This window comes from Corynebacterium tapiri (assembly GCF_006334925.1).
GTDB lineage: Bacteria > Actinomycetota > Actinomycetes > Mycobacteriales > Mycobacteriaceae > Corynebacterium > Corynebacterium tapiri.
Genome location: NZ_VDHJ01000010.1, coordinates 108,325 through 133,701, shown reverse-complemented (window position 1 = coordinate 133,701; position 25,377 = coordinate 108,325). Strand labels below are relative to the sequence as shown.

General features: G+C 61.4%; 22 protein-coding genes and 1 tRNA gene. 11 read left to right on the top strand and 12 right to left on the bottom strand.

All coding sequences use genetic code 11. The annotated features are described in order from the left end of the window. Positions 1 to 227: 227 nt before the first annotated feature. From FHE74_RS08260 to FHE74_RS08245, 4 genes are all read left to right on the top strand, one after another. Positions 228 to 301 (top strand) — tRNA-Pro (locus FHE74_RS08260). A gap of 67 nt (positions 302 to 368) precedes the next feature. Next, a complete protein-coding gene (tig, locus tag FHE74_RS08255; protein WP_180339722.1) occupies positions 369 to 1,718 on the top strand; it encodes a trigger factor in 1,350 nt (449 codons plus the stop codon). 174 nt (positions 1,719 to 1,892) lie between these two features. After that, positions 1,893 to 2,498 carry an ATP-dependent Clp protease proteolytic subunit gene (locus FHE74_RS08250; RefSeq protein ID WP_139466032.1) on the top strand — a complete coding sequence of 202 codons (606 nt, stop codon included), beginning with the start codon at positions 1,893 to 1,895 and terminating at the stop codon, positions 2,496 to 2,498. Positions 2,499 to 2,520: 22 nt separating this feature from the next. Next, entirely contained in the window at positions 2,521 to 3,144 is a 624-nt protein-coding gene (locus FHE74_RS08245) for an ATP-dependent Clp protease proteolytic subunit (RefSeq protein WP_139466031.1), read from the top strand. 69 nt (positions 3,145 to 3,213) lie between these two features. Here the strand turns inward: FHE74_RS08245 and FHE74_RS08240 are convergent, their stop codons facing one another. From FHE74_RS08240 to benA, 5 genes are read right to left on the bottom strand one after another with little or no spacing between them, the layout of a single operon-like run. Continuing rightward, complete coding sequence (locus FHE74_RS08240) at positions 3,214 to 5,886, bottom strand: helix-turn-helix transcriptional regulator (protein WP_139466030.1); 2,673 nt, start codon at positions 5,884 to 5,886, stop codon at positions 3,214 to 3,216. A 32-nt stretch (positions 5,887 to 5,918) separates the two neighbouring features. Then, positions 5,919 to 6,749: a 1,6-dihydroxycyclohexa-2,4-diene-1-carboxylate dehydrogenase gene (locus FHE74_RS08235; protein WP_139466039.1), complete on the bottom strand. Its 831-nt coding sequence runs from the start codon at positions 6,747 to 6,749 to the stop codon at positions 5,919 to 5,921. A 26-nt stretch (positions 6,750 to 6,775) separates the two neighbouring features. Beyond that, positions 6,776 to 8,413: a benzoate 1,2-dioxygenase electron transfer component BenC gene (gene benC / locus FHE74_RS08230; protein WP_139466029.1), complete on the bottom strand. Its 1,638-nt coding sequence runs from the start codon at positions 8,411 to 8,413 to the stop codon at positions 6,776 to 6,778. 38 nt (positions 8,414 to 8,451) lie between these two features. Then, positions 8,452 to 8,946 carry a benzoate 1,2-dioxygenase small subunit gene (gene benB, locus FHE74_RS08225; RefSeq protein WP_139466028.1) on the bottom strand — a complete coding sequence of 165 codons (495 nt, stop codon included), beginning with the start codon at positions 8,944 to 8,946 and terminating at the stop codon, positions 8,452 to 8,454. Between the two features lie 41 nt (positions 8,947 to 8,987). Further along, positions 8,988 to 10,517, bottom strand: a complete 1,530-nt coding sequence (gene benA, locus FHE74_RS08220; protein ID WP_139466027.1) for a benzoate 1,2-dioxygenase large subunit — start codon at positions 10,515 to 10,517, stop codon at positions 8,988 to 8,990. A 555-nt stretch (positions 10,518 to 11,072) separates the two neighbouring features. Here benA and catA point away from each other — a divergent pair. The 4 genes from catA (at position 11,073) to fmdA (ending at position 14,931) form a co-directional block, all read left to right on the top strand. Continuing rightward, positions 11,073 to 11,942: a catechol 1,2-dioxygenase gene (gene catA, locus FHE74_RS08215; RefSeq protein ID WP_139466026.1), complete on the top strand. Its 870-nt coding sequence runs from the start codon at positions 11,073 to 11,075 to the stop codon at positions 11,940 to 11,942. 110 nt (positions 11,943 to 12,052) lie between these two features. Continuing rightward, on the top strand, positions 12,053 to 13,174 hold the full coding sequence (locus tag FHE74_RS08210; RefSeq protein ID WP_139466025.1) for a muconate/chloromuconate family cycloisomerase: 1,122 nt from the start codon (positions 12,053 to 12,055) through the stop codon (positions 13,172 to 13,174). Between the two features lie 189 nt (positions 13,175 to 13,363). After that, complete coding sequence (locus FHE74_RS08205) at positions 13,364 to 13,651, top strand: FmdB family zinc ribbon protein (RefSeq protein WP_180339720.1); 288 nt, start codon at positions 13,364 to 13,366, stop codon at positions 13,649 to 13,651. Between the two features lie 23 nt (positions 13,652 to 13,674). Then, positions 13,675 to 14,931, top strand: a complete 1,257-nt coding sequence (gene fmdA / locus FHE74_RS08200) for a formamidase (protein ID WP_139466023.1) — start codon at positions 13,675 to 13,677, stop codon at positions 14,929 to 14,931. An 18-nt stretch (positions 14,932 to 14,949) separates the two neighbouring features. On the opposite strand, the gene pdxT is transcribed toward fmdA, so the two are convergent. Both pdxT and pdxS read right to left on the bottom strand, forming a co-directional pair. Further along, the gene (pdxT, locus tag FHE74_RS08195) at positions 14,950 to 15,474 is read right to left on the bottom strand and encodes a pyridoxal 5'-phosphate synthase glutaminase subunit PdxT (RefSeq protein WP_139466022.1); all 525 of its coding nucleotides are present in this window, start codon (positions 15,472 to 15,474) and stop codon (positions 14,950 to 14,952) included. After that, complete coding sequence (pdxS, locus tag FHE74_RS08190; protein WP_139466021.1) at positions 15,468 to 16,367, bottom strand: pyridoxal 5'-phosphate synthase lyase subunit PdxS; 900 nt, start codon at positions 16,365 to 16,367, stop codon at positions 15,468 to 15,470. Before pdxS ends, pdxT begins: the two co-directional genes overlap by 7 nt. A gap of 221 nt (positions 16,368 to 16,588) precedes the next feature. Between pdxS and FHE74_RS08185 the strand changes: the two genes are divergently transcribed. The 3 genes from FHE74_RS08185 to FHE74_RS08175 all read left to right on the top strand — a co-directional run bounded on the left by FHE74_RS08185 (position 16,589) and on the right by FHE74_RS08175 (position 19,539). Next, complete coding sequence (locus FHE74_RS08185) at positions 16,589 to 17,932, top strand: MFS transporter (protein ID WP_139466020.1); 1,344 nt, start codon at positions 16,589 to 16,591, stop codon at positions 17,930 to 17,932. Positions 17,933 to 18,001: 69 nt separating this feature from the next. Further along, on the top strand, positions 18,002 to 19,273 hold the full coding sequence (gene pdxR / locus FHE74_RS08180) for a MocR-like pyridoxine biosynthesis transcription factor PdxR (protein ID WP_139466019.1): 1,272 nt from the start codon (positions 18,002 to 18,004) through the stop codon (positions 19,271 to 19,273). Then, positions 19,273 to 19,539 (top strand): muconolactone Delta-isomerase family protein, encoded by a 267-nt coding sequence (locus tag FHE74_RS08175; protein WP_139466018.1) that lies wholly within the window; start codon positions 19,273 to 19,275, stop codon positions 19,537 to 19,539. The genes pdxR and FHE74_RS08175 overlap by 1 nt, the downstream gene beginning before the upstream one ends. On the opposite strand, the gene FHE74_RS08170 is transcribed toward FHE74_RS08175, so the two are convergent. The 5 genes from FHE74_RS08170 to FHE74_RS08150 form a co-directional block, all read right to left on the bottom strand. Continuing rightward, positions 19,490 to 20,749: an MFS transporter gene (locus FHE74_RS08170; RefSeq protein ID WP_246049237.1), complete on the bottom strand. Its 1,260-nt coding sequence runs from the start codon at positions 20,747 to 20,749 to the stop codon at positions 19,490 to 19,492. The two genes, FHE74_RS08175 and FHE74_RS08170, sit on opposite strands and share 50 nt — an antisense overlap. A gap of 241 nt (positions 20,750 to 20,990) precedes the next feature. Next, a complete protein-coding gene (locus FHE74_RS08165; protein ID WP_139466016.1) occupies positions 20,991 to 22,334 on the bottom strand; it encodes an MFS transporter in 1,344 nt (447 codons plus the stop codon). Between the two features lie 140 nt (positions 22,335 to 22,474). Further along, positions 22,475 to 23,236 (bottom strand): alpha/beta fold hydrolase, encoded by a 762-nt coding sequence (locus FHE74_RS08160; protein WP_139466015.1) that lies wholly within the window; start codon positions 23,234 to 23,236, stop codon positions 22,475 to 22,477. Then, positions 23,237 to 24,466, bottom strand: a complete 1,230-nt coding sequence (locus tag FHE74_RS08155; protein WP_139466014.1) for an acetyl-CoA C-acetyltransferase — start codon at positions 24,464 to 24,466, stop codon at positions 23,237 to 23,239. A 20-nt stretch (positions 24,467 to 24,486) separates the two neighbouring features. Further along, positions 24,487 to 25,239: an IclR family transcriptional regulator domain-containing protein gene (locus tag FHE74_RS08150; RefSeq protein ID WP_139466013.1), complete on the bottom strand. Its 753-nt coding sequence runs from the start codon at positions 25,237 to 25,239 to the stop codon at positions 24,487 to 24,489. Positions 25,240 to 25,377 lie beyond the last annotated feature (138 nt).

The window sequence follows — 25,377 nt, the reverse complement described above, 5'->3', positions numbered from 1 at the left end:
TCTAGGGCCTTATATCTGGGCGATTTATACGGTCCTATCAGGGTGAACGCGGAGGATCAGACACACTTTCTGCTACTTAACCCGCGTTTTGTGCGCTTGAGAATGTTTGAAGGGGCGTGCTGCGACCTATAGCGTGCGTTCTGTGATCTTTAAAGGGACCCAAATTGCATCCCTGAATGGGACTACCGGTAGAGTGGCAAATCGGTAATCCGGCATGGATTGCCAAACGGGGCGTGGCGCAGCTTGGTAGCGCACCTGCTTTGGGAGCAGGGGGTCGCAGGTTCAAATCCTGTCGCCCCGACGTATGGGACCGCGCGCGGCGCGGTCCCGTTTTACAAAAACCTCTTACTAACCAGGAGATGAAACTCGTGCAGACTTCCGTGGAGAAGCTCAACGACACTCGCGTGAAGCTTACCGTCAACGTGCCGTTTGACGAGCTCAAGCCGGAGATCGACAACGCCTACAAGGCTATCGCTCAGCAGGTCAACATCCCCGGATTCCGTAAGGGTAAGGCTCCGCGTCAGCTGATCGACGCCCGCTTTGGCCGTGGCCCGATTCTGGAGCAGGTCGTCAACGACATGCTGCCGACCCGCTACCAGCAGGCATGCGAGGAGAACGACCTCAAGGTCATCGGCCAGCCGCAGGTGGACATCTCCAAGATCGAAGACAACGAGTTCGTCGAGTTCACCGCTGAGGTTGACGTTCGCCCGGAGATCTCCGTTCCGGACTTCTCCGACCTCGAGGTCACCGTTGACGCAGTGTCCGTGTCCGACGAGGACGTGGAGAAGGAGCTGGAGAACCTGCGTGCTCGCTTCGGTGAGCTCAAGGACACCAAGCGCAAGCTGAAGACGGGCGACTTCGCCATCATCGACCTGACCGCAGAGATCGACGGCGAGAAGGTTGAAGAGGCCTCCACCGAGGGTCTGTCCTACGAGGTCGGCTCCGACGACCTGATCAAGGGCCTGGACACCGCCCTGCGTGGCATGAAGACCGGCGAGGACAACGAGTTCACCGCTGAGCTCGTTTCCGGTGAGCACGCTGGCAAGGAAGCCACCATCAAGGTTCACGTCCAGCAGACCAAGGAGCGTAAGCTGCCGGATCTGGACGACGAGTTCGCCCAGGAAGCCTCCGAGTTCGACACCGCTGACGAGCTGCGCGAGAACACCAAGACCCAGCTCGAGGAGCGCAAGAAGGCCCAGCAGGCTGGCGACATCCGCGACGAGGTTCTCAAGGCAGCCCTGGCCAAGAGCGAGTTCGCTCTGCCGGAGTCCGTGGTCGAGGATCAGGTCCACGCTCAGATGCACCAGGTGATGGGTCAGATGGCTCACGACGAGTCCGCTCTGGCCAAGCTGCTGGAGGCCCAGGGCACCAACCGCGAGGAGTTCGACAAGAACACCCGCGCTCAGGCTGAGGAGTCCGTGCGTACCCAGCTGTTCCTGGACGCCGTTGCCGATGAAGAGGATCCGCAGGTCTCCCAGCAGGAGCTGACCGACCACATCCTGTTCACCGCTCAGTCCTACGGCATGGACCCGAACCAGTTCATCCAGCAGCTGCAGCAGGCCAACCAGATCGGCAACCTGTTTGCAGACGTGCGCCGTGGCAAGGCTCTGGCCGCCGCTATCTGCCGCGTGAGTGTCAAGGACAGCGAGGGCAACGCCATCGACCAGACCGAGTTCTTCGGCGAGGACGAGGACGAGGACGCCTCCGGGGAGAGCTAATCTCCTAAGGCACGTGAAACTAAGCGCCTAGCTGGCGGGATTTCCCCGCCGTGCTAGGCGTTTTGCCTATCAACGCTGAGAGCGAACACAACGGCGGAATGTCTGGTGCCACTAGTAGGGTTGCACCAGAGGTAAGACAAAAGCAGAACTATCCAGTTATGAGGAGTACCCCTAATGACTTCACGGAACGACTCGTTGATGTCGTCAGCTGCTAGCGGCATGAATCTCGGCGACTCGGTGTACGAGCGCCTGCTGCGCGAACGCATCATTTTCCTCGGCCAGCAGGTCGATGACGAGATCGCTAACAAGCTGTGCGCGCAGATCTTGTTGCTTTCGGCAGAGGATCCCACCCGCGACATCTCGCTTTACATCAACTCCCCGGGTGGATCGGTCACCGCGGGCATGGCTATTTACGACACCATGAAGTACTCCCCGTGCGACATCGCCACCTACGGCATGGGCCTGGCAGCATCCATGGGTCAGTTCCTGCTTTCTGGCGGAACTAAGGGCAAGCGCTTTGCCCTGCCCCACGCCCGCATCATGATGCACCAGCCGTCCGCTGGCATTGGCGGTACCGCAGCTGACATCTCTATCCAGGCTGAGCAGTTCGCCCAGACCAAGCGCGAGATGGCCGAGCTGATCGCCGAGCACACCGGCCAGACCTTCGAGCAGATCACCAAGGACTCTGATCGCGACCGCTGGTTCAATGCTCAGCAGGCTAAGGAATACGGCATCGTCGATCACGTTATTACCCACGCTCACGGTGACATCAGCAACTAAGGGATTGTTAGGAGAAATGACTATGAATAACGCACAGATGCCCCAATCCCGCTACGTTCTGCCGTCCTTCGTTGAGCAGTCCTCGTACGGAACCAAGGAGACCAACCCGTACTCCAAGCTCTTTGAGGAGCGCATCATCTTCCTGGGCACTCAGGTCGATGACACCTCGGCAAATGACATTATGGCGCAGCTGCTGGTGCTCGAGTCCCAGGACCCGGACCGGGACATCACCATGTACATCAACTCTCCCGGTGGATCGTTCACCGCGTTGATGGCTATCTACGACACCATGCAGTACGTCCGCCCGGACGTGCAGACTGTCTGCCTGGGTCAGGCTGCCTCCGCCGCCGCTGTGCTGCTCGCTGCGGGCGCACCGGGCAAGCGCGCTCTGCTGCCGAATTCGCGCGTGCTCATCCACCAGCCCGCCACCCAGGGCACCCAGGGCCAGGTCTCTGACCTGGAGATCCAGGCCGCCGAGATCGAGCGCATGCGCCACCAGATGGAGACCACCCTGGCGCGCCACACAGGCAAGACCCCGGAGCAGGTCCGCGAGGACACTGACCGCGACAAGATCCTCACCGCTGAGGAAGCCGTCGAGTACGGCATCGTTGACCAGGTATTCGAGTACCGCAAGCTCAACGCTTAAAAGTTTCTCGCTTCTCGACGCCCGCCTGCACGCCACTAAGTTCGGCTGCGGCGGGCGTCGTCGTGCGCCCTAGCGCCTTGCGAGCACACCCGGAAGTTCATTGCGCGTGCGCACTCCAAGCTTTCGGTAAACGCGGGTGAGGTGATATTCCACTGTCTTGGTGGAGAGAAACAGCTCGGTGGCCACCTCGCGATTGGAGGCACCGGCCGCCACGAGCTTGGCGATCTCCTCCTCTTGCGGTGTCAGACCATCGGCGCTGGAGGTGCGCGTACCTAGGCCTCCGGCCCGGCGCTCGCGATTGCAGCGTTCAACGAACTCGTGGGCCTCCATGGCGGCAAAGATTTCGCCTGCGCGGGCAAGAGTTTCGTCGGCACGCCGGCGCCGCCCTAGGCGCCGCAGAATTCGCCCGTATTCGTAGAGGAGACGGGATTGGTAGACGGGGATAGGAAGCGCCTCGACCTGCTCGACGGCATCATCCAGGATCCGCAAGCCCACCTCGGTGTCTCCGCGTTGCAGATACAGGCTGCCTTGGCTTCCTGCCAATCGCGCATGGACAGACTCGATGCCGGATCCTTCGGCGCGCTCGAGTGCGCGCTCGATAATCTGCTCTGCCTCCGAGAAATGCCCAGTGGCAATGAGCGTCGGCGCAAACACGTCCTCCCATAACCAGAAACCCGGTTGGCCGATATCGTGGGTGAGAGCCATATTCATCAGTGTGCGACCAGCCCGCATTGTTGCGGCAGAGTCAGACTCCAGCCCAGCCAGGAGCAACCGGGCCATGGCAGAGGGGATGCGCTGGATCATAAGGGAGTCCTGGCTAATCGTTAGGCGATTGGCATAGGCCCGAGCGAGCTCATGATCTCCCCGGAAGGCGGCCACCTGGGAACCCGTCCAGAGCAAAAGGGGCTCGAGAAAGCGCACGCCGAAGCGCTCGGCACGAGCAAGCCCGCGCTCAACTACCCGTTGGGCTGCTGAGAGTTCTCCGAGCAAAAATAGGCTGCGCGCGAGCCACCCCTCCATCCAGAGCCGAATTCTTTCGCTGCCTTCGCCATCGGCCACATCTACGTTGCGGGTGAGACGTTGGCGGGCGGAGATCGGGTCGTCGTGCACCAGGTTTAACCATCCAGCAGCCATGTCCCTGCGTAGCGCCAGGATGGGGGTTTCCCCGGGAATCGGGTCGTCCACGGTCAGTTGCCCAGTCGCGGCGGCTTTGCCGATCATCGAAATGTATTGCGACTCAATTCGTGCGGCTGAACCCGGGGGCGCCCAACGATCCGTCACGTTGGCCCAGGACACGAGCTTTTCCGGCTCCCACTCGCTCAGTGAAAGCAGTACCTGCCGGCTGGCGACGGTGGTTCGCAGGCGCGGGTCGAGATTGGACGTCTCATCGAGCGTGCGCCACGCCAAGTCGATCATGCCGACGGCTTCGGACTTGCGGCCTTCGTGAAGGGCTAGATACCCCCGCATGGAGTACAGACGAGCATCACCACTCATGTGCCCCAACGAGGTGATGTTGCGTTGGGCCTGCAGAATATCCGACGCCGAGATCAGGGCCTCAACGCTGGACAAGTGGCGCTGCTTGGCTTTGGTCTTGTCCACCGCGGTGCGTGCGGAGAGCTCGAAGGCTGCCGAGGCCGAGCGCCAGCGACCTGCCTCTCCCAGGGATTCGGCGCGCTGAGCTAAGGCGTCGGCAATGTCGGCGTCGTTACGCTCGGAACCCAGCGCCTCATGCGTCAGCCGGGCATCCTCGTCCCCCAACCGATCGAAGTAGTCCGCCGCCGCTCGGTGAAGCTGCGCGGCCTGCGTGGGGGAGGTGTGAGCGCGCACAACGGCACGGTCAGTGGGATTGCAAAATGCCACCACGTCTTCGCGGGAGTTGACGATGCGCTCGAGTATCCCCGCGGAAAACGCGGCATCGAGCGCGACCCGGTCAGCATTGCTGAGCTCGAGGACCAGCTCCGATGGGGCCACAAACGGCTCGGGCATAACAGCCACCGCCGCGAGCGTGCGCCACACAAGGTCGCGGTTAACGGGGCGCAGTCTACGTTCGAGCGCAGCCAGCCAAGGGCGGGGGATGGGCAGGCGCGGGTGGGGGTGTCGCCAGATGTCGGCCGGGGCTGCGTCGAGAACCTGTTTGATTGGTCCGGGCCGGCCACCGGTGAGCTGGCGAAGTTCCTGTGCAGCAAAGCTGGAAAGGTGGACACCGGCATGCGACAAAGCAAACGCGGTGATCTCTTCAATCCCAAAGGGAGGCATCCCGAGATCGAGGTCGCTGAGCTCTCTCAACTGGCTTATCGACGGCTCGCCAACCCCATCCTCTGAGTCCAGGGCCGTAAGAACTACGGCGATACGCCCAAAGCACACTCCGCGCACGGCCTCCACAAGCAGCTGGAGTGATCGCTCATCGGACCAATGGGCATCGTCGACGATGAGAACGACGCTAGAACCGGGCTGGTCAAAGGCCGGAGAAAGATCGGTTTCCGCAGAGCCTGCGCGGTCGAGCAGCGCGTTGATCACGCCTCGTTCGTTGTCTCGGCGCCACGATAGGGCAGCCACGCGCACGGCGCTAAACCCCGGTAACGACATCACCAGGTCACTCACCAGCTCCGTCTTGCCACACCCGTGTGGGCCGGTCACTGTGATCAAGGTGCCGTTACCGGACTCCAAACTGGATACCGCATCTGTGAGCTGGTTGAGGGTAGAGCCCGAGACACGGCGGGGATTGGAGGATAGAGAAGTCATCGATATGTATGTTCTCACACCGAAAGGGGGTTTTACCCCTGGTCGCCGCCCGCCACGGGAAGAACGGACCCGGTCACATAGCTCGCCTCGCGGGAAGCCAGGAAGGCAATAGGCCCGGCCTGCTCCTGCAGAGTTCCGTAACGTTTGAACAGACTGGAATCGATGGTCTGGTCGACGATCTGCTGGTACCAGGCCTTCTCTTGTTCGGACTCGGGGCCGGGCCCGCGCTTGACCGCACGTTCTGGGGCAAGTGTCCCACCGGGAGCAGTAGCCACCACGCGGACGTTCTTGTCTGCGGCTTCGAGAGCAAGAGCAGCGGTCAGGGCGTTGACTCCGCCCTTGCTCGCTGCGTAGGGCACCCGATTGATGCCGCGGGTTGCTACGGAGGACACATTCACGATCGTGCCCCCGCCACCGTTGATCAAGTGGGGGAGCTCAGCGCGCACGGACCACAGCGTGGTCATCAGCGAGCGGGTGACCTCCTTTTCGATTTCTTCTGGTGCGTATTCCTCGAAAGGCTTGGCCCAGATCGTTCCCCCCACCACGTTGATGGCGACGTCGATGCCACCAAGTGCCTCGATGGCGGCGTCCATCATGGCAGTCGCGCCCTCGAATGCCTCCAGGTCGGCAGTGGCGGAGCCGATCGTGCCTTTTCCCGCCTCGGCCAAGTGCTTTGCGACGTCATGGACCAACTCGGCTCGGTCCACCAGGAAGACAGAACCGTCCTCGTAAGCGATCCGGTGAGCGACGGCTAAGCCGATGCCTTGCGCCGCTCCAGTGATGAGTACGCGCTGGCCGGCGAAGCGCTGAGGTGAGTAGATTGCGGGCTCTTGGGAGAGGTCAATGCCTCCGCCCTCGGGCATGCGGCCAAAGGTGTGCGCTGCTGCCATTACTCCTCCTTCGCCGGAGATTGGGCCGAGTCATCGGCGATTGCCGAGGTCATTGCCGCAACAGCCTTTTCCGTGTGGCGGTTTACCACCTCACGTACCGCCACCAGATCCTTGTTGCGCAGCGCCTCAATGAATCCGAGGTGATCGGTTGCGATGCCGTCGGCTACCGCTGATCCGTCCTTGAGGTCAGCAGACATCACCTTGGCGGTGTTGAGCTCTTGGAAGGCCCGCAGCATGGCTTCATTTCCGCTGCGCCGGAAGAGGAACTCGTGGAACCGCGTATTAGCGGCGATATAGGATGCGGCATCAGTCAATTCGTTGCCACTGAGATGCTTATTTGTCTCCTGAGCCAGTGTGGTCATTTCGGTGAAATCCTCTTCATCCAGAAGGTTAATCACCAGGGCAGCAGCGCCGACCTCGAGCGCGCTCAGTGCCTCGAAGGTAGCTTGCGCTGCGCTGACAGCGGTATGGATCTCGCCGGATTCCACCTGCTCATCAACCACGGATAGCTGACGAGCAGTGTCCGTGACCTCGCGGCTGACCGTGGGGCCGGGTGGGAAGGACCCCTCGGCCTCGGTGGTTTCGGCGGTGGGGGCAACCTTGCGCTCGTTACCTTCATTACCGCCCTGTGGCGTGAATTTTTCGTAGTAGAAGTTGGCGGGCGGGGTATCCAGTTGATTCAGATGCGTCCGAACAGCTTCCACCATGGGCGGCGGACCGCAAAGGTACACATCGGCGTCGCCGTCATGCAGGTGCTTCTGGACGTCGATGTGGTCGGTGACATATCCCTTCCGCTCATGTTCCTCGTCTTTAGCGGAGAGCACGCTGAACCACTCAAAATCTGCCAACTTTTCCTGGAAGGAGTTGAGTTTGTCTATCTCCACGATGTCGTGGTTGTAAGTCGCGCCGTAGATCAGGCGCACGGGCTGGGTAAACTCAGGCAGCTCTGCCAGGCGCTCCAAGATCGCCAGGATGGGGGCCAGGCCGGTACCACCGGCCAGCAGCAGAATGGGCTTGGATGGCTCACGGAGGAAGAACGACCCCATTGGTCCGGTGAGGTTGAGTGTGTCGCCTACCTGTGCGCGCTCGGTCAGATAGGTGGTCATCTTGCCGCCGGGGGTGTACTTGACCAGGAACGTGACCACGTCATCTGATGGCCCGGAGGAGAAGGAATACGAGCGGTGAAAGTCCGCATTCGGCGGGGCGATGTTCATGTACTGGCCCGGCAGGTAATCGAGCTTCTCGCGCTCTTCGAGCTTGACGGCGAATTTCACGGTCGACTCGGACAGGCGGTTGAGTTCGACGATGGTTCCGATGAGCGTCGATGCCCCAGTCTTGGCAGCTGCCGAGGTGATGGGTACCTGCACGACCATGTCATCGACCGGGTAGGTCTGACAGCACAGGATGTAACCTTCCTCGGCTTCATCCTCAGTCATGGCCTCGTCGATGTAGTCGCCTTCGTCGTACTCACCAGACTCGCAGAACGCTTTACACGTGCCGCAGGCACCGTCGCGGCAGTCGAAGGGGATATTGATGCGTGCCTTGTAGGCAGCATCGATGATGGTTTGATCTTCCTCGATGGAAATGAAGCGGGTGATCCCGTCTTCAAAAGTGAGGGCAACCTGCGGCTGAGCCATCGCGGTTCCTCCTTAGGGTGTGGTCGCGAACTAGGAACTTAGAGCTGATAGATGTCCACGACGTGGTGGATGTAGTCGTTCTTCAGCACGATCTTCTTCTTGGCGATCTTCGGCTCATCTCCACTGACATCGAGCGTGACCCAGGTGGTGCCAAAGTAGTGGTCGGTGATGTTGTAGCGGAAGTAGTAATTGATCCAGTTGTATCGGACGTCTACTTCGTTTTCGCGTCGTCGCAGAATCTCCAAGTTGGTTAAGTTGTGCCCTGTACGGGGATCCGGGATAGACGTTGCGGAGGAACGCTCGGTGCGGATGCGAAACACTCGGTCCTCGAGGCCCGCTCGATTGGGGTAGTAGATCAGTGAGATCTCATTGTGCGGGTCCTGCGTCAGAGAATCGTCTACGTCCCAGGCAGGCATCCAATACTCGGCGTCTTCGCGGTAGCAGTCGAGCCATTCCTCGAACTGGCGGTCGTCGAGAAGCCTATTTTCCTTGTACAAAAAGTCCAGGATTTCGTCGCGGGTGATCGCAGTCATGATGTGAGCTCCTTGGGTCAGAGGGGACGGGAAGGGTTTTCTTAGGCTTTGCGACGGCGGCGGCGACGGCGGCCATTCGCGCCGACCTCTCCAGTGCCCGCTGCTTGATCGGATCCACTCTGTTCCGCCCGTGCTGCGGCCTTGCGGCGTGCAAATTCCTGGGTGGCTTTGGCCGCGGCGGCCTCGTTGCGCTGGTTTTTGTCGGTGCCTGCGGCCAGGTCGGCGTCCTCGGCGTCCAGGGCGGCCTCGATCACGCTTTCCCAGTAGGTGTGCTGAATGGGGTAGAGGCCCTCGTCCTCGGTGCGAGCACCAGAGGACAACACTTCGTTCATGCCCAGGGCTTGTGCGCGCTCACTCGGGCCCTCGACCTGGTGGCCCAGGCCACGGGTCATATCGTTCCAAGCAAAGGATGTGGCCTGGTAGGTCTTTTGGCAGGCGCGGAACTCCTCCAGGTCATCTGGGGTAGCCATGCCGGTGGCATTGAAGAAATCCTCGTATTGGCGGATTCGGTTGGCTCGGTTCTCCGCAGACTCGCCCTTGGGTGCAATGCAATAGATGGTCACCTCGGTCTTGTCCACGGACTTCGGTTCCAGGCGGCGGATCTGCGTAGAGAACTGATCCATCACGTAGACGTTGGGGTAGAGGCACAGGTTGCGCGAAACCCCGACCATGAAGTTGGCCCGCTCTTCGCCGTGCAGCTCCTTGAGCTCGTCGAGGCGGTCATATACCGGGCGGTCCTGGGGGTTGCCCCATTCCTGCCACAACAAGAGGTGGCCGTTTGGGTAGGAGAAGTATCCGCCTTGCTTTTCACCCCAGGACCCCGCGTCCATGGCCTTGGTCTCGTTCTTTGACTCGCCAGTTCCGCGACGCGAGGTCGTTGCGGCGTAGTTCCAATGCACGGAGGTGACGTGGTAACCATCGGCGCCGTTCTCGGCCTGCAGCTTCCAGTTGCCATCGAAGGTGTAGGTAGAGGTTCCTTTGAGCACCTCGAGACCCTCCGGCGACTGGTCGATGAGCATATCCAGGATCACCCGGGTATCTCCGAGGAAGTCCTCGAGGGGCTCGACGTCGTCGTTGAGCGAACCGAAGAGGAAACCGCGGTAGTTCCCAAACTTGGGTACGCGACGCAGGTTGTGGGAACCTTCGGTGTTGAAGTTCTGCGGGTAGGCACCATTGGCCTCGTCTTTGGCCTTGAGGAAGGTGCCGTCATTAGAGAACACCCAACCGTGGAATGGGCACGTGAGCGTAGTGCGGTTGTCCACTTTCTTGCGACACAACATGGCGCCACGGTGAGAGCAGGCGTTGATGAGGCAGTTGAGCTCACCGTCGCGCGAGCGGGTGATCACCACTGGTTGGCGGCCGATGTTGGTGGTGAAGTAGTCGCCGTTGTTAGGGATCTGCGACTCGTGGGCCAAGAAAATCCAGTTGCCCTCGAAGATGTACTTCATCTCCAGCTCAAAGAGCTCTTCGTCGGTGAAGATCTCGCGGTTGAGGCGCACCACGCCTGAGTCAGGGTCGTTTTCCAAAGCGCGGGCGAGGATCTCGCGAGTATCGGCGGTCGGGCTGGTCATGGAAAATTCACGTCCTTCGGTTTCGCTCGGGTGTGATGCTAAGGAGGACACAACTAGGCATGTGCTCCTCGCCGCCCTGGGGCATAAAGGTGACGCCTCTCACGTTTTGTGAGGGATGGTTGCCATGGTGCCGTGGGGGCGCCGGTATCGCACTAGGGAACTGCCTAGGAGTGATTAGGGGTTCGATGTCCACTGCGTGGTAGAGTCGTTCCTTTTTCTGGAGTTGAAGGAAAAATGCTCGTTGACCTGCGATAAAAGATCGATCTGTGGGGTCGGGGTGTTCTGCGATGCCTGTGGGGGTAGGGGATTTGAGGGTGTTTTGCCCTGGGGATAGCACTAGGATTTGCCCAGGGGGCGATTGTCGTTTTTGTGAATTTTTGATCGGTACAACACTCTGAACAGGGCAAACATAAACATTGGCGGAAAGTGCGCGGCGAGGGGCCCTGGCTGCACCCTGGGGAGTCCTTGAAATTGTTGGGTGTCCTGGAACACAATCCAGATAAGCCAGCGAAGTCAATCACCGCTGGACCCCACATAGCCACCGAGGAGACGGCCATGACTTTCCACAATCTTTCTGCCGAGCAGGGCGACCCGAGCGCAAAGGGCTCTGGAAACGCCGCCACCGACAAGTTCAAGCACGAAGCGGTGAAGTCGGACACTTCACCGGAGCGCGCATTTGCCATCTACCAAGACGTGTTTAAGGCCATCGAGGATATCGCTCACAAGCACCAGGTGACCTACGACGAGTACCGCGTGCTCAAGAACTGGCTCATTCAGGTGGGAGAGTACGGCGAGTGGCCATTGTGGCTGGACGTGTTTGTAGAGCATGAGATTGAGAAGGTGAACTACGAGCGTAAGGGCTACACCGGTACGAAGGGGTCCATCGAAGGCCCTTACTACGTGGAAAATTCCCCCAAGCTGGAGTGGAACGCCGAAATGCCCATGCGGGACAAGGACCGCGAAGCCACCCCGCTCATCTTCTCTGGTCAGGTCACCGACGTCGACGGCAATGGGCTCGGAGGGGCCACCGTTGAGCTGTGGCACGCGGATGAGGATGGCTACTACTCGCAGTTCGCGCCGGGAATCCCTGAGTGGAACCTGCGTGGAACCATCGTCACCAATGAAAACGGCGAGTACAGCATCAAGACGCTGCAGCCGGCGCCCTACCAGATCCCGACCGACGGCCCGACCGGCTGGTTCATCGCATCCTATGAAGGCCACCCCTGGCGACCCGCTCACCTTCACCTGCGTGTGAAGCACCCGGGATACCGCGAGATCACCACACAGCTGTACTTCCGTGGTGGAGATTGGGTGGACAACGACGTCGCAACCGCGGTCAAGCCAGAGCTGATCCTCGATCCGCAGCAGGATGACAACGGAAATAACACCGTGAACTACAGCTTCGCCCTGGACAAGGAAGACTAAACCCACTACGTGCACGGTTGATCGCACCAGCACCCCGCTATCGCTCCGGCCACTTTCTGGCCAGCGGCCGCGGGGTCTTTCGCACTTGCAAACCTCAAGGAGATCCCCACATGTCCGACCTGACAATTGACCGCATAGAGACGCGCATCCTCGACGTTCCCCTTATTCGACCCCACGGCTTTGCCACCTACACCGCCACTGCGCAGCCCATCTTGCTGGTGAGCGTGCACCTGGCCGGTGGTGTCGTTGGGTTCGGAGAGGGCGTCGTCCCCGGTGGTGCCTGGTGGGGAGGAGAGAACGCCGAGACTATGAAGGTCATGGTCGATGGCGAGCTTTCTCAGGCCACCCTCGGCAGAGATGTAACCGAGCTGGCCGGTATCGCACAGGATTGGAACCGGTCCGTCGCCAACATGCGCTTTGCCAAGGCGGCGCTCGAGATTGCGCTTTTCGACGCCTGGGCTCGCGCCCTCGATGTGCCGCTGGCCCACCTGCTCGGAGGCCAGTTCCGTAACGAGCTTGACTGCGTGTGGGCCCTGGGGGTGTTGCCCCTGGATGAGGCAATTGCGGAGGTCAATGAGCGTCGAGAAGCGATGGGAACTCGAGCATTCAAGCTCAAGATGGGTTCGGGTGACCCGGCCGTGGATAGCGTGCGAATCGCCGAACTAATCGCGAACACAGATGACGATTTGTCCTATCGCATTGATGTCAACGCTCGCTGGGACCGCCTCACCGCGCTGCGCTATCTGCCAAAACTGCGAGATGCCGGGGTTGAGCTGTTCGAGCAGCCCACTCCCGCCGATGACGTGGAGACTTTGCGCGAGCTGACCGCTCGCGTCGGGGTGCCGGTGATGGCTGATGAATCCGTATGCTCTCCGGCGGACGCGTTGCGAGTGGTGCGGGCGCAGGCGGCGGACGTCATTGCGATCAAGACCACCAAGTTGGGTGGGTTGCTTGAGTCCAAGAAGACCGCTGCCATTGCCGAGGCCGGGGGGCTGGCCTGCCATGGGGCGACGTCCCTTGAAGGGCCCTTCGGTACTGCGGCTTCGCTACATTTTGCCGCCTCAACTCCCGCGGTGACTTTTGGAACTGAATTGTTTGGCCCGCTGCTTCTAAAAGAAAATTATGTTCAAGAAGAGATTCGTTATCAGGGCGGAAAAGTTCTGGTTCCGCAGGGGCCGGGAACTGGTCTTACTCCAGATTGGGACAAAATCGACTTCTTTACACGGAAGTAGCGTTTGTAGAGCTAATGGACCGATGTGGGGGATGAGTCCCGGGTGTGAGACAAGGGTTTGAGGTGACCTTTTTAAAAGGTATGGAATTCGAAACTTCTGAGGAATAGGGTCGGAATTGTGTTGCACGTCACTGGCCTGCAGTGTGTGTGACACGGTTCTGGAATGCATCAGGTTAAACGGAGTGAGGCCATGCCTTTTTATGAATTCGCGTGTCCGGATGGTCACCGCAACGAGCGACTGATGTCGATGTCGGCGGCCGAGCGTGAAATCGACTGTCCGGACTGCGGCTCGCGGGCGCAGCGTGTTGTCAGCGTCATTGGGAGTCTTCCCTCCCAGCCCGGAATCAGTGCGGCCATGGACAACGCGGCACGCTCCGCGCATGAGCCGGCGGTGGTCAACTCCATTCCGCGCGCTGGAAATGCGCGGCCCACGCCTGTTTCTCGTAATCCGCTGCATTCCCACCTACCCAAGCCCTAGCGGCGCTTCGAAGGAGAGCTCTCATGCCCCAGAATGTTTTTCCTCTCGACTCATCCACGCGTTTTGCAGACCATGACAAGGTCGGCCATAACCGTTGGCACCCTGATATCCCTCCGGTGTACACGGTCAAGCCCGGTGAATCATTCCGCGTCGATTGTCGAGAATGGTTCGACGGTGCGATCAAGAATGACGACAGCGCTGACGACATCCGAGATGCCCCACTCAACACGGTGCATACTCTCTCGGGCCCCTTTGCCGTGGAGGGGGCTAAGCCGGGTGACCTGCTCATCGTTGACATCTTGGACGTGGGCCCGATTCCGCAGGAAGAGGGGCCGCTCGCTGGTCAGGGATGGGGATATACCGGCATCTTCGCCAAGAAGAATGGCGGCAGCTTCCTCACCGATCAGTTCCCGGACGCCTACAAGGCGGTATGGGATTTCAATGGTCAAAAGGCCACGTCGAGGCACATCCCCGGAGTGGAATTCACCGGCATTATCCACCCCGGCCTGATGGGTACCGCACCCTCCCCGCAGCTGCTTAAAACTTGGAACCAGCGTGAAGCGGCGCTGATCGCCACCGACCCCGACCGTGTACCTCCATTGGCGCTGCCACCGGAGCCGCAGGGAGCGATCCTGGGAAGCCTGGAAGGCGAGGAGTTTGAGCGCATTGCTCGCGAGGGTGCTCGCACGGCTCCTCCGCGTGAGAACGGCGGCAACCAGGACATCAAGAACCTGTCCAAGGGAACGCGCGTGTTTTACCCAGTGTTCGTGGACGGTGCGAACTTCTCCGTCGGCGACCTGCACTTTTCCCAGGGCGACGGCGAGATCACCTTCTGTGGCGGAATCGAGATGGGTGGTTTTATCGACCTCCACGTCGACATCATTCCTGGAGGAATGGAGAAGTACGGCGTGAAGGAGAACGCCATCTTCATGCCTGGAAACGTTGAACCACAGCACAGCCAGTGGCTGGCGTTTTCTGGCACGTCCGTCACCTTGGACGGTGAGCAGCGCTACCTGGACTCGCAGCTGGCCTACCAACGAGCTTGCCTGCATGCGATTGAGTACCTGACCACCTTTGGGTGGTCTCCGGAGCAGGCCTACCTGCTGCTGGGCGCCGCTCCGATCGAGGGTCGCTTCTCCGGAGTGGTGGACATCCCCAACGCTTGCGCCACGGTGTACCTGCCGACGGACGTTTTCAGCATCGATATCCGTCCGGGTGCAGGCGAACCCCAGAAGATCGACCCAGGCATCGGAGCGCCCCGGTCGAGCTTCGACGGTTAAGAGCGAGATGAACCCGCGCTACACCAGCTCCAGCAGCTCCCGGTGCAGTGTGGGATCGCCACAGAGTTCGGGGTGAAAAGACGCGCCGATGAGGCGCCCCGATTTCACCCCCACCACGCGGCCCGCGAATTCGGACATCACACGCACACCCTCGCCAACGCGACTCACCGCGGGCGCGCGTATAAAGGCGGCCTTCACCTTCGCCTCACCCCAGTCCAACGTTGCCTCTGCACTATCGACTTGGCGGCCGAAGGCATTGCGCTCAACATCAACGTCGAGAGCGCCCAAGCGAGACAGCAGAATTAGACCGGCACACGTTCCCAGCACCGGAATGGTTTGGCATGCGGATGCGAGGTGATCGCGCATCTCCAGGGCGTCGAGAAGCGACAAGAGGGTAGTGGATTCGCCTCCCGGGAGTACAAGAGCATCCAGGCCAACAAAGTCGTCGGGCCGGCGGACGCGACGAGTGCTACACCCCAGTGACTCGAGGACGTCGAGGTGCTCGGCGACGCCGCCTTGGAGGGCGAGTACGCCGACTACCATCCGCGCTCGGCCAACCGGTGAGGGGCGGGCAGGTCGGCAACGTTGATACCGACCATAGCTTCGCCGAGTCCACGCGAGGCCTTCGCGATGGCCGCTGGGTCGTCGTATTGCGCGGTGGCGAGGACGATAGCGCGGGCGCGGGCTGCAGGGTCGCCAGACTTGAAGATGCCGGACCCGACGAAGACTCCATCAGCCCCCAGCTGCATCATCATGGCGGCATCGGCCGGGGTGGCCACGCCACCAGCGGTGAACATCACCACGGGGAGGCGACCCTCGCGAGCCACTTCGCGGACGAGGTCATAGGGAGCCTGCAGCTCCTTGGCGCGCACGTACAGTTCGTCGTCGGTCAGAGCTGACAGAGCGCGAATCTCGCTGGTGATCGTGCGAATGTGCTTGGTTGCCTCGGAGACATCGCCCGTTCCGGCCTCACCCTTCGAACGGATCATGGCGGCGCCCTCGGCGATGCGACGCAGTGCCTCGCCCAGGTTGGTGGCACCACAGACAAACGGCACCGTGAAAGGCTGCTTGTTGATGTGGTTGACGTAATCGGCGGGGGAGAGAACCTCGGACTCGTCGATGTAGTCGACGCCGAGCTCCTGCAGAATCTGGGCCTCCACAAAGTGGCCGATGCGGGCCTTGGCCATGACCGGGATGGATACGGCGTCGATGATTCCGTCGATGAGATCGGGGTCGGACATGCGTGCCACGCCGCCCTGGGCGCGGATGTCTGCGGGGACGCGCTCGAGAGCCATGACCGCGACAGCGCCAGCATCCTCGGCGATCTTGGCCTGCTCGGCGGTGACCACGTCCATGATCACACCGCCCTTGAGCATGTCTGCCAGGCCGCGCTTGACCAGAGGGGAACCGTGGGTGGGTTGAGAAGTTTCAGTCATGAGGTTCGATTTAAGCCGAGCGAGGTGGACTAAAAAAAGTCCAAAAAGATAAAGAAGTTTTGTACCAGTGCATGGGAGTCGGTCGAGGCTCCAAAAAATGTCCTGAAATACTTTTGCAAACGAGTTGTGGCCCACTTCACTATCTGGGTAGCATGCTACCCAAGCACGGATCGAGTTCCGGTTCTCAACCAGGAGACCGGTGAACGAGAAAGGGACGTCCAATGACGAGTGGTGCACCAGTGCGGGGGAATGACTCCAAACAAGCCCGGCGCGCAGCCTTTGGCGCGCTAGCCGGTTCAGCAATCGAGTGGTACGACTTCTTTATCTACGGAACGGCGGCCGCGCTCGTTCTCGGAGACCTGTTCTTCCCCGGGGACAACGAGGCGGTCAAGATCGCCTCGTCGCTCGCCACCTTTGCCATCGGCTTCCTCTTGCGTCCGATCGGCGCCATCCTCTTCGGGTACATCGGAGACCGCGTCAGCCGCAATACCTCGCTGATGATCACGCTGGTGATGATGGGTGGCTCCACAATGGCGATCGGCCTGTTGCCGACCTACCACACCATCGGCATTGCGGCGCCGATCATCCTGTTGATTCTGCGCTGTATCCAGGGTCTTTCCGTGGGCGGCGAGTGGGGTGGCGCGGTCCTGGTTGCCTCCGAGTCTGCGCCCTTGCACCGTAAGGTGCTGGCAGCCTCGATGTCTCAGGCCGGCGCACCCCTGGGAACCATCATGTCCACGTTGGTGTTCCTGCCGCTGAGTAACTCCGACGTCTTGTACACTTGGGGATGGCGTGTGCCGTTCCTGCTGTCTGCCGTGCTCGTCTTCGTCGGTTACATCATCCGGAACAAGCTTGAGGAAAATCCGGAGTTCGTGCAGGCAAAGAAGCGAGCTGCAAAGACCAAGCGCAAGGCTCCATTGGTCGAGGTCCTGCGCCACTTCCCGGTGACCAGCCTGCTGGTGTTCCTTGCTAGCTTCGCCGTTTCGGGTGTGTACTTCCGCAGCACCTTCGCTCTTGCCTGGGCAACGAACACTCTTCACATCGACAAGCAGCTCTTCCTCAACGCCCTGTTGTTCGGCGCGGTGATCCAGCTGATCCTCACTCCTACCGCGGCCTTGATTGCTGACCGAATCGGCGTGGCCAAGGCACACATCGCCTGGACGGCGATTTACCTGGTGGTGGCACCCTTCCCGCTGATGGGATTCATCGCCACGCAGGATCCCATGATGATCGTGATCGGTATCCTCTTGTCCTACCTTGGCCACTCGCTGTATTACGCCACGCTATCCGGTTACCTCTCCACCCTCTTCCCGCCCGAGGTCCGCTTCACCGGCATCTCCTTCGGTTACCAGATGGCAGGCTCCCTCATCTCCAGCTCCATGCCGCTGATCGCGGTGCGCCTGGTAGGAGCCGACGGTCACAACATCCTGCCGGTGCAGCTGCTCTACTCCGCGCTGATCGCCATCTCCCTGCTCGCAGCCATCCTGGGCCCCAAGTCCGCGCAGCGAGAGGCAAGCAAGTACGCGGAGGTGCAGAAGAAGGAGAGCGAGGCGGCGGTCGTCTAGCAGTTCGGTTCACGGAGGCGTCTACAGTGAGGTGAACACTCTCGCTGATTCCTCCTGCCGGACACCACGATGACCATTCCCTCTGAAATCGCGACCCAGCTGCGCGAACGTATCACCCGGGGCACGTTAGCCCCGGGTGAACGCGTGGAATCCACCCGAGTGCTTGCCTCCCAGTGGGGGTGCTCGCGCGGAAGCGTGGTCGCTGCCTACGAGCAGTTGGTGGGAGAGGGCTACCTCGAGAGCACGCCTACCGGCACGCGGGTCAACCCTGACCTGCAAAGCCTGCACCCAAAATCCGTGCACCTGCCCGCGCAGCCTGCCGAAACCCCCTCTCGCGTGCTCAGCCTGACTCCCGGAGTCCCCGATGCCCAGGCGGTCACGTCCACTTTGTGGCGCGCGGCTTTTCGGCGGGCAGCCGCTGAGCCCATGAGCTACCCCGCGCCGGGGTCACTCGCGCTGCGCCAGGCCGTCGCCCAGCACCTTCGCCAGACCCGGTCGGTAGAGGTTGATCCCGCGGAAGTTCTGATCACTTCAGGCGCGCGTGATGGACTATCCCTGTTGTTGGGATGCATCCCTGGTCCGGTCGCGGCGGAGGATCCCGGGTTTCCCACGTTGCATGCCGTTCCGGCAGCACTGGGGAGGGAGGTCCTCCCCGTCCCTGTTGATGACCAGGGGATCATCGTCGAGGAGCTAGAGCGCCTGAACCCGGCGATTGTCTTGGTTGCGCCCAATCACCAGTACCCCACGGGTAAGCAGATGTCCGCGCGCCGACGATTTGAGCTGGTGAGCTGGGCGCGTCGCTCCGGTGCCGTCATCGTAGAGGATGATTACGACTCCGAGCTGCGCAAAGCACATCCTGCTCTGGTGGCACTCGATCCCTCCGGCCAGGTGGCCATGATCGGATCGTTTGCTAAGACGCTCTCGCCCGCTTTGGGGGTGGGCTATCTTATTCTCCCGTCCAGCGTGCTCCAGCGCGCCAGTCAGCGCCTGCTCCCGGTCAGCGGGATCGTGCAGGATGCCCTCACACATTTCATTCGGGAGGACGGGTTGCGTCGGCACACCGCCCGTATGCGGCGAGAGTACGGGCGTCGACGCGCCGTCTTTTACGAACTGTTCCCACAGGGAATCCCCATGGATGGGGGTTTGCATGCCGTCGTTGATGTCACGGAGGAACAACGCGCCGTCGATAGCGCACGGAAGCACGGTTTTGGGGTGCAAGGGCTGGGACAGTATTGGTCGTCGGCGAATCGCGCCGGTATCGTCCTGGGCCTAGGCACGCACTCCGGGGACCGTTTGCGTGCCGAGCTTGCTCGACTCGCTCACGTTTTGCAGGAGAAATAGTGTTCTTCCACATCCGCACCGAGGTCGACCTTCCGCCGCTTGACCCGGAAGTACGCGCCGATCTGCTCGAACGCGACCGCGCCTATACGGCGGGGTGGACGCTCACGCATGCGGTGGGGGCGAACATCGAGTTTGCGCTTATCGACGCCCCCGACGCCGAAGCGTTACATGCCCTGCTGAATTCTCGTCCGGTGGCAGCGTATGCGCGAACCGAGGTTACCGCGGTGCGCGCGCCACACATACCGCAGCCGCAGCGGCCAGCATAACCACGCCGGCTCCGACATACAGCGACTGCGGGTTCCAACCTGCGTCCACCAGGTATCCCACGATCAGCGGCCCGAGCACCGCACCCACCCGGGAAATGCCGATCGCTGTGCCCACGCCGGTAGCGCGCAGCGCAAAGGGGTAAGCCTGCGGCGTGATCGTGTACATCCCGGTAATGCAGCCGTTGAGAAGCATTCCCACAGCAACCCCGAGAGCGAGCATGAGCGGTGGAATGTGGGTGGAGGAAATGAAGGCCACCAGAACGGCTGCCGAACCGAGGCTGAACGTGATCAGGGTGCGACGGGCGTCGAAACGCGTCGTTAGCGCACCGTACAAAAGGGAGCCGAGCGTGCCACCGAAGGACAGCATGATGCCGCCGACGATGCCTTGCTGCGCGGATAGACCAGCCTCGGTTAATAACTTGGGAGTCCACTGGTTCGCGTAGTTAAACCCAAATGTGATTAGTCCGAATGCGGCCCACAGCGCGAGGGTGACGCGCGCAAAATCGGAATGCAGCACGTCGCGGGCTCGGGCGCGTGGTTGCTCGGCGAGACTGCGGACGGTGGGGGTTCTGCCCGCAAGTTCCTCACCCTTGCCTAGGCGGTGGACAAGTCGAGTCAGGCGGTCGTGCTGACCTCGCTTGGCCAAAGTCTCCGGAGATTCCGGAATGATGGCCAGGGTGAGAACGAGCGCTAGGAGCGTCAGTGCCGCACCTACGACAAAGATTGAGCGCCACCCTTGCGTGGGGATGAGCTGCGCGGACAGCACACCACACAGAGTGGCTCCCAGACCGTATCCGGAGGCGTAGATGCTCATGGCCAGTCCACGGTAGCGAAGGTTGGAGAATTCGCTGGTGAGAACCGTCACGCAGGCGAGGATCCCGCCCACACCGATCCCGGTGATGATGCGAAACAGCAACAGGAGGGAGAAGCTTGGCGTCGCGACGGTTAGGGAGAGCCCCACGAGATTGATGATCAAGGAGGCCACGATGAGCTGCTTGCGCCCGAACTGATCGGCAAGCGGGGCGAGGAAAATCGAGCCGAGACCAATACCAATCAGGGCCGAGGAAAATAGCCAGCCCAGCTGCGAGCCGGAAAGGCCAAGCTCTGCGCTCACTGCGGTGGAGGTAAACGCCATAGCGACGAGGTCGTAGCCGTCGAGGGCGTTAACAAAGCAGGCTAGGGCGATGATGAGCCACTGGTACGCGGACATGCGAGTCGTATCTATTAATCGGCGGATATCCACGGTGAATACCTTGGTGAACCTTTCACGTGTTCGGGTCCCTGCGAGCTCAAGCAGCACCACAAATACGTGACGGCAGCGCAGAGAAGCGGACAGTACAATGCCCTGCAGCCGGTGAGGGCTCTCTGCGCTGCAGTAGTTCACCACTTTAGGGGTGTAATGCGTTGGGCTTGGTCAATTTGATTCAAGCCCGACGGCTAGGAGATTGGCCCTAGTGGTGCCAGGCAAGGATGGAACGATCCTGAGCCGCGTCGGGGCTCAGATCCACGTTGGTGCGATCACGCAGGCACAGCGTGGCCACGAGGCCGATCAGTGTCATCGCCACCAAGTACGCCGTCACTGCAGCGGTTCCGCCCGTGGATTGGGTAAGCGCTGCAGCGATGGTCGGGGCAAAGGCGCCGCCCAAGATCGAGGCCAGTGCGTAGGTGATCGAAGCGCCGCTGGCGCGCACGGGCGCGGGATAGAGCTCCGCGTAGTAGGCCGCGATCTGCCCGTAGGTCAGGCCGATGCCCAAAGACATGATGACGAGTCCCGCAGTGAAAGCCGCAGCGTTGCCCGTGTTGACGAGCGGGAACAGGGCGAGGTTGCCCAAGAGCTGGACGATGAACCCGACGATGAAGGTGTTCTTGCGTCCAATGCGGTCCGAGATGACGCCCGCAGCCACGGTGGACAGTGACCAGCCCACTGCGGAGGCGGCGACAGCGCTCAACACCACGCCTCGATCCAGCCCGGCGCTCGACGTAGCGTAGGACTGGATGAAGCCGCCGGTGGTCATATAGCCGGAAGCCGTGTTGGCCGCGAGCACGAGCGAGGCGATGAGCACCACCAGGGGGAACCGCCGCAACAGGGTGCCCATGGGGTTGGTTGCCGGAGCCGTGTCCGGGCGCTCGACCATCGTGGAGTAGACCGGAGACTCCTCCACGCTGTGGCGGATGAACAATCCGACCACGATCAAGACTGCAGACAGCAGGAAGGGGATGCGCCACCCGTAGCTCATAAAGGTCTCTTCGGTGGTGAATGCGCTAACCAGAGCCAACACCACGGAGGAGAGCAGCAGGCCCAAAGGAGCGCCCAACTGCGGGCCGGAACCGTAGAGGCCTCGCTTGCCGGCGGGGGCGTGCTCGACGGAGAGCAGCGCGGCCGCGCCCCACTCTCCACCAGCCGAAATTCCCTGCAGGATGCGCAGGATGATCAGCATGATCGGGGCAGCGGCGCCGGCGGTGGCGTAGGTAGGCAGGACGCCGATGATCACCGTGGCGATGCCCATGGTGAGCAGCGTGGCAACCAGGACTGCGCGGCGCCCGAATCGGTCAGCGCAGTAACCGGCCAGAAAGGCGCCGAGGGGGCGGAAGAGGAAGGAGATGCCTACCGAGGCAAAGCTGACGATGGTGGCCAGCCCAGGTGACATCTCGGGGCTGAACATGACCTGCTTGAACACCAGCCCGGCCACGGCAGCATAAAGGAAGTAGTCGTACCACTCAATGGCGGTACCGATGGTGGTGCCGGCGACGACGCGTCGTTGTTCGCGGGCATTAAGAGTTGAGGCGCTCGGCATGAGGGGCGTCTCCTTGTACTAGGGCCACCGCCGAAAAAATAGCAATAATGTGATCATTTGCGGTGGTCATCTCGTTATTGACCTCAGTAACCCTAGCTGGATACCCGCAGTGAAGGGGTAATCTTTACCGCGCAACTCAGCTAATTGGTCAGGAACTCCTTCAAGGCAGAATTCACGGCGTCAGCCGATTCCACTGTGGGCACGTGACCGCCTTGGACAACGACCTGCTGTGAATCTCCGCCTACGCCTCGGGCAATCTGCTCCAGCGCCGCCGGGGGTGTGGACTCGTCCTGATCACCGGCAATCGTCAGCACGGGGCAGGTGATCTCACCCAGCAACGGAGTGGAATCAAAACGGGCCAGCCCTTCCGCACATTCGGCGTAGCCGGAGCCTCGGGTGGAGGCGACCATGCGGCGGTAGAAGTCGGTCGTCGCTGGGTGAGTCTGCGAGAACTCCGTGCTCACCCACAGTCCGACCACTGCATCCACCATGGGGGTCATTCCCTGCGTGCGGGTGAGCTCCGCGCGGTCACGCCACTTCTTCTCGCCGCCAAAACTGGTGGCGGTGCACAGGAACGCGGCTCGGCGGACCCGGGGATCCGTGGCAGCCAGATGCTGCGCTAAAGCCCCTCCGAGGGATAAGCCAACCACGTCGTAGTCCCCAACCCCCAGGTCATCGAGGGTTTCGTGGACGTCAGCAACGAGGTCCTCAAACGTTGTCTGACCGGGTGTATGCGCAGGGTCGGGAGAATTCCCATGCCCGCGGTGGTCGAGCGCGATAACGCGTCGGGTGCCACTCAGCGCATCGAGCTGAGGCAGCCACATGTCGGTCGTGGAAGCGATGGAGCCGAGGAAAACGACGGGGACATCGCCATCGCCATAAGAGACAGAGTGCAACAGCATTTAATCCTCCTTTGCAATCACAGCAGCAAGGCCTTGTCCGCCGCCGATGCACATGGTGACCAAGGCCGTGGACTTATCGGCAGAACGTGCGAGCGCATGAGCTGCGGTGACCACCATGCGCGCTCCAGTGGCACCCACCGGATGCCCCATGGAGATTCCGGAACCGGTAACGTTCAGCCGCTCATCCTCCGCAGAAATACCCCATTCCTGCAGGCAAGCAAGGGCCTGGGCGGCGAAAGCCTCGTTCAACTCGATGAGGTCGATGTCCTCGAATGACATGCCCAGGCGAGAAAAGAGCTTTTCGACGGCCTTGACCGGCCCAATCCCCATCGTCTCCGGCGCAACTCCCGCCAGGGCCCAGCCGCGCAGGCTAGCAATCGGGCGCAGTCCCAGTTTCTGTGCCTTCGCCCTGGTGGTGACGATCATGGCGGCCGCTCCGTCGTTCTGGCCGGAGGCATTGCCGGCAGTGACGGTGGCCCCGTCGACCTTCATGACTGGTTTGAGCTTGGCCAGCTTGTCCACTGTGGTTCCTGGCCGCGGGTGCTCATCCTGGGTAACTATCAAGGCGTCACCTTTGCGCTGGGGAACTGTGACCGGGACGATTTCGGCGTCGAAAAGCCCGTTCTCTTGTGCAGCAACGGCGCGCCGATGCGACTCAGCGGCGAGTGCGTCTTGTTCTGCGCGGCCGAGGCCGTAGTGCTCGCGAAGGTTTTCTGCCGTCTCGATCATGCCTCCGGGAATCGGGTGGTTCTTTCCGCCTGCGGTCTCGCGCGCCTGCTGGAGGCGATCGCGAAACACCATGTTGCCGCCCTTCTTGCCCCATCGCACGTCTGCGTCCACGGTGTATTCGGTCTGAGACATAGATTCTGCGCCACCAGCGATGATGAGCTCGGCGGCCCCGGATTGGATGTGAGCAGCTGCGGTGGCAATCGCTTGCAGTCCGGAACCGCAACGGCGATCGAGTTGCATTCCGGGGACAGCATCGCCCAGCCCGGAATCCAGGGCGACGATTCGGCCGAGTGCGGGAGCAGCACCGCTAGGAGCGGCCTGGCCGAGGATGAGGTCGTCGATCTCTGACGGTGAAATGCCGGAGCGCTCCACCACGGCCTTGACCACGGTGCTTGCTAGTTCCTGCACGGGGATCTCGCGGAAAACTCCTCCGTAGCGGCCCACTGGGGTGCGCAGGGGCTGGCAGATGACAACGTCGTTTGGGGTGTGCGGCGTGTTCATGGGTGTTGAGGTCCTTTTCTTTAGTGCAACTGGGCGGCGGAGAGATCGGCGCTGATGTCGCGCGCGGTCTGCAGGAGCGGGGTGAGAATGCGGTCGTGCAGCTCAGTGAGGTCGTACTGGGACGACTGGGTGGAGACGTTGATGGCCGCGATGACCTCTCCGGTAGGGGAGTACACCGGAGCTGCCACCGAGCGCAGGCCGGCCTCGAGTTCTTGATCCACGATGGAAAAACCCTGGCTGCGTACCTGTTCGAGTTCGGCGCGCAGGGCCTGAGGCGTGGTCTTTGTGTGCGGGGTTAGGGGAGTGAGCTCGGCATCCTTTAAGAGCTGCGAGATGCGTGCGGCATCGTGGAAAGCCAGGAGGACACGGCCCATCGACGTGGTCAGCGCGGGAAAGCGCGTGCCAATGGTGATGGACACCGTCATGATGCGGCGAACGGGAACGCGGTTGACATAGACAATCTCGTCCTCGTCGAGCACTGACATCGAGGCCGACTCGCCGACTTGCCGGGAGAGCTGTTCCAAGCGCGGTTGTGCAATCGAAGGCAGGCCGAGTCCCGACATGTAGGAATACCCCAGCTCTAGAACCCGCGGTGTGAGCCAAAACTCCGACCCGTCGGTATCGGCGTAACCCTCATTGACCAGGGTGAGCAGGAAGCGCCGGGCAGTCGCGCGGGCAAGGTCGGTGCGGTCGGCGACCTGCGCCAGGCTTTGGCGCGGGTGACGTGCATTAAAAGAACGGATGACGTTCAAGCCTCGGACGAGGGATTGCACGCTGGGGTGCGCCTCTGCAGAGGGTCCCGTAGCGCCCGGGGCTTCAGGTTGAGCGCCCAAAACGAGCCTCCTTCGCGTCGATGGGGTCTAAGCGATACAACGCACCCTAGCCGAAAGTGTTCGCATTGTGAACCCTTG